Origin of the sequence: Stenotrophomonas sp. PS02298 (assembly GCF_029959445.1) — a bacterium.
Taxonomy (GTDB): domain Bacteria; phylum Pseudomonadota; class Gammaproteobacteria; order Xanthomonadales; family Xanthomonadaceae; genus Stenotrophomonas.
In genome coordinates this window covers 1-4,342 of the sequence record NZ_JASCOR010000241.1, presented here as the reverse complement: position 1 = coordinate 4,342, position 4,342 = coordinate 1, and the positions used below count along the sequence as shown (strand labels likewise).

The window sequence follows — 4,342 nt, the reverse complement described above, 5'->3', positions numbered from 1 at the left end:
TACTTTGTGATAACGTCCCCGCCACCGTCTTTTTGGTGGGGGTTACCCGGCGAAGCCGGCAGCAGTGAAATTGCGGGAATCTCCGGATCGGATCGACTATCGACTTCGCGGCTTACGCCGCTCCTACATGTAGCATCGCTAGTAAGGCCCCTGCCGAGCATGGCTCGGCACTACAGTCGTCGCTTATTCCATCGCTGCTTCGAGCGCCTGCGACAGCCGCTCCACCGCAATGACTTCCATGCCCTTCACCGTGCCCGCCTTGGGTGCGTTGGCCTTGGGCACGATCGCGCGCTTGAAGCCATGCGTGGCCGCTTCGCGCAGGCGATCCTCACCGTTCGGCACCGGGCGGATCTCGCCGGACAAACCCACTTCGCCGAAGGCGATGGTCTTCTCCGCCAGCGGCCGGTCCTGCAACGAGGACAGCACCGCCAACAGCACCGGCAGATCGACGGCGGTTTCCTGCACGCGGATGCCTCCGACCACATTCACGAATACGTCCTGGTCGCCGACCAGCACGCCGCCATGGCGATGCAGCACCGCCAGCAGCATCGCCAAACGATTCTGTTCCAGGCCCACCGCGACCCGACGCGGATTGGACAGCGGCGAGGAGTCCACCAACGCCTGCACTTCCACCAGCAATGGGCGCGTGCCTTCGCGGGTCACCATCACGCAACTGCCGGGCTGGCGGGTGCTGCCGCCGGACAGGAAGATCGCCGATGGATTGGGCACTTCCTTCAAACCCTTTTCGCCCATCGCGAACACGCCCAGCTCATTGACCGCGCCGAAGCGGTTCTTGAACGCGCGCAGGATGCGGAAGCGGCTGCCGCTTTCACCTTCGAAATACAGCACCGCATCCACCATGTGCTCCAGCACACGCGGGCCGGCAATGCCGCCCTCCTTGGTGACATGACCGACCAGAAACACTGCCGTACCGGTTTCCTTGGCAAAGCGCACCAGCCGCGCCGCACTCTCGCGCACCTGGCTGACCGAACCCGGCGCGGCCGTCAGCGCCTCGGTCCACAACGTCTGCACCGAATCGGCGACGATCAGTTTGGGCCGAGCTTTCACCGCGTGCTGCAGGATGTTCTCCACACCGGTCTCGGACAGTGCGTTGATGCCCTCCAGCGGCAGGTCCAGGCGCACGGCGCGGCCGGCCACCTGCGACAGCGACTCTTCACCGGTGACGTACAACACCGGCAAGGCACCGGCCATCTTCGCCACCGCCTGCAGCAGCAAGGTGGACTTGCCAATCCCGGGGTCGCCGCCAACCAGCACCACGGCCCCCTCCACCAGGCCGCCACCCAGCACCCGGTCGAACTCGCTGATGCCGGTGGAAACCCGCAGATGCTCGGTCTGCTGCACATCCTTCAAGGCGGTGATCTTGGGCGCCTCGACCTTGCCGGCCCAACCGCTGCGGCGTGCCGCCGGCGCCTTTGCCGCCGCGGCGGTCTCAAGCACGATCTCGCTCAGCACGTTCCATACACCGCATTCGGTGCACTGGCCCTGCCACTTGCTGTACTCGGCGCCACATTCGCTGCAGACGTATGCACTGCGGGTCTTGGCCATGGAAATTCCTATCTGCATCGGCGCCGCAGGATAGCCCACCAAGGTCGCAAAGGCTGCGACAGCTAAAGTCCGTGCCGCCACCGCCGCTATGTAAGCGGGGCTGCGCCCCGCATCAGTGCTTCAGGAACCCCCAATGATTGGCAGTTACAACCAGAGCCTCGTTGTCGTCTCGTTACTGGTGGCGATACTCGCCTCCTATACCGCGCTGGACATGTCAGCGCGTGTCGCCAGCAGCCAAAGCCGCAGAGCCGCGCGCATCTGGCTGGTGGGCGGCGCAGTGGCCATGGGCCTGGGCATCTGGTCGATGCACTTCATCGGCATGCTGGCGTTCAAGCTGCCGATCCCGGTCGGCTATGACCTCTTCCTCACCACCTGCTCACTGGCGGCCTCCGTTGGCGCATCGATGTACGCGCTATGGTTGGTGTCGCGCCAGCGCCTGCCAATCGGCCGCCTGCTGTCCGGCGCCGTACTGATGGGGCTGGGCATCGCAGCCATGCACTACATCGGCATGGCCGCGATGCAGATGCAGCCAGGCATCGACTATGACCCGATCTGGTTCACCGCCTCGATCCTTATCGCCATTGGCGCGTCGGCGGCGGCATTGTGGATCGCACAACGCCTGCGCCATGAACAGCCCCGCCTGCTGCCGATGCGCCTGCTGGCATCCTTGGTGATGGGCGTTGCCATCGTCGGAATGCATTACACCGGCATGGCGGCCGCCCGCTTCCCCGTCGATGCCATCTGCGGTGCCATCAGCGACGGGGGCCTGGATATACACCTGCTCGCAGGGCTGGTCATCGTCACCACGATTGCCACCCTGTCGGTCGCACTGCTGGCCTCGGTGTTCGACGGGCAGATGCGGCTGCGCACCGGCGTACTCGCCCATTCACTGGCCAGTGCCAATGAAAAGCTGGTGCAGGCCGCGTTGCACGACCCCCTGACCCAACTGCCCAACCGGGTACTGCTGCAGGACCGCATCGAGCGCGCCATCGAGAAGGCCAACCGGAGCGGGTTCGGCCTGGCCTTGATGTTCTGCGACCTGGACGGTTTCAAGAACGTCAACGATGCGTACGGCCACCAACTCGGCGACCGTCTGCTGGTGCAGTTCAGCAAGAAGGTCAGCGCACTGCTGCGCAGCCAGGACACCTTTGCCCGCCTTGGTGGCGATGAATTCGTCATCGTGATGGCCATCGATTCACCCGACGACGCAGCCCTGATGGCCGAGCAGATCAGCGCCGCGATCAGCGCGCCCTTCCTGATCGACAACGCCGAGCTGCTGGTCAGCGCCAGCATCGGCATCGCGCTGTACCCGGAAGACGCCAGCAATGAACGTGAGTTGATGATGCATGCCGATGCCGCGATGTATCACGTCAAGCACAGCGGCCGGAACGGCCACGCGTTCTTCACCTCGACCATGCAGGCCGGCACCCGCCAGCGCCTGCGCCTGCTGCAGGACCTGCGCCACGCAACCGCGCGCAATGAGCTGGTGCTGCACTACCAGCCCAAGTTCCCGGCAGGCGGCAGCCGCGCCAACGGTGCTGAAGCACTGCTGCGCTGGAATCACCCGGAGCTTGGCCTGCTGTCGCCCGATGTGTTCATTCCCGTTGCCGAGCGCAGCGGCTTGATCATCCAGATCGGCGAGTGGGTCCTGGATGCAGCCTGCGCCCAGCTGCGTGCCTGGCATGACGCAGGCAACACCGATTGGTCAATGGCGGTAAACCTGTCACCGCTGCAGTTCGCCTCGCCGACGCTGGTGGAGACCGTGCGTGGCGCGCTTGAGCGCCATGCGCTGGACCCGCGCCAGCTGACCCTGGAGGTGACCGAAAGCACCGCGATGAAGGACGTGGAAGCCAGCCTGCAGATGCTTGAGGCACTGACTGCGATGGGCGTGCGTATCGCCATCGACGACTTCGGTACCGGCTATTCCAGCCTGCTCTACCTCAAGCGCATGCCGGCCACGGAGCTCAAGATCGACCGTGCCTTCGTCCGCGACCTGGAACACAACAGCGAGGATGCAGCCATCGTCTCCTCGATCATCGCACTGGGCCGCACACTGCAGCTGCAGGTAGTCGCCGAAGGCGTGGAAACCGAGGCGCAGCGCAACTTCCTCGGTGAACTGGGTTGTGATGTATTGCAGGGCTACCACCTGGGCCGGCCAATGGCTGCAGCGGATTTCATGCGCTGCAACGCCTGAGGCGAGCCAGCTGTTTGTAGGAGCGGCGCTGTGTGGCCTCGGGCCATAAGCCGCGAAGCTCACACGCCAACAGCGTAAAAGCCCTACCCCTCCCCAACCCTCCCCTTGGCTTCGCCAAAGGGAGGGAGCGTAGTGCCGAGCCATGCTCGGCAGGGGCTTCACCGGCAATGCCATCCAGCTTGTAGGAGCGGCGTAAGCCGCGAAGCTGGCAATGCCTGAAAGGCCCCAAAAGCCAACCCCTCCCCAACCCTCCCCTTGGCCGCACCAAAGGGAGGGAGCAACGGCGTAGTGCCGAGCCATGCTCGGCAGGAGCTTCACCGGCAATGCCATCCAGCTTGTAGGAGCGACCTAAGCCGCGAAGCTGGCAATGCCTGAAAGGCCCCAAAAGCCAACCCCTCCCCAATCCTCCCCTTGGCTGCGCAAAAGGGAGGGAGCAACGGCGTAGTGCCGAGCCATGCTCGGCAGGGCTTCACCGGCAATGCCATCCGGCTTGTAGGAGCGGCGTAAGCCGCGAAGCCGGGCTGGGCGAAACCACCCTGCTGTCGGCGATCTGAAGGACCATCTGCTTCGCGGCTTAGGTCG

2 protein-coding genes are annotated in these 4,342 nt (G+C 64.6%); one reads left to right on the top strand and one right to left on the bottom strand.

All coding sequences use genetic code 11. The features are described 5' to 3' along the window. Nucleotides 1–183: 183 nt before the first annotated feature. Complete coding sequence (gene radA / locus QMX78_RS20290) at nucleotides 184–1,566, bottom strand: DNA repair protein RadA (protein WP_282273027.1); 1,383 nt, start codon at nucleotides 1,564–1,566, stop codon at nucleotides 184–186. Between the two features lie 133 nt (nucleotides 1,567–1,699). On the opposite strand from radA, the gene QMX78_RS20285 reads away from it, so the two are divergent. Then, nucleotides 1,700–3,760 (top strand): EAL domain-containing protein, encoded by a 2,061-nt coding sequence (locus QMX78_RS20285; RefSeq protein WP_282273025.1) that lies wholly within the window; start codon nucleotides 1,700–1,702, stop codon nucleotides 3,758–3,760. Nucleotides 3,761–4,342 lie beyond the last annotated feature (582 nt).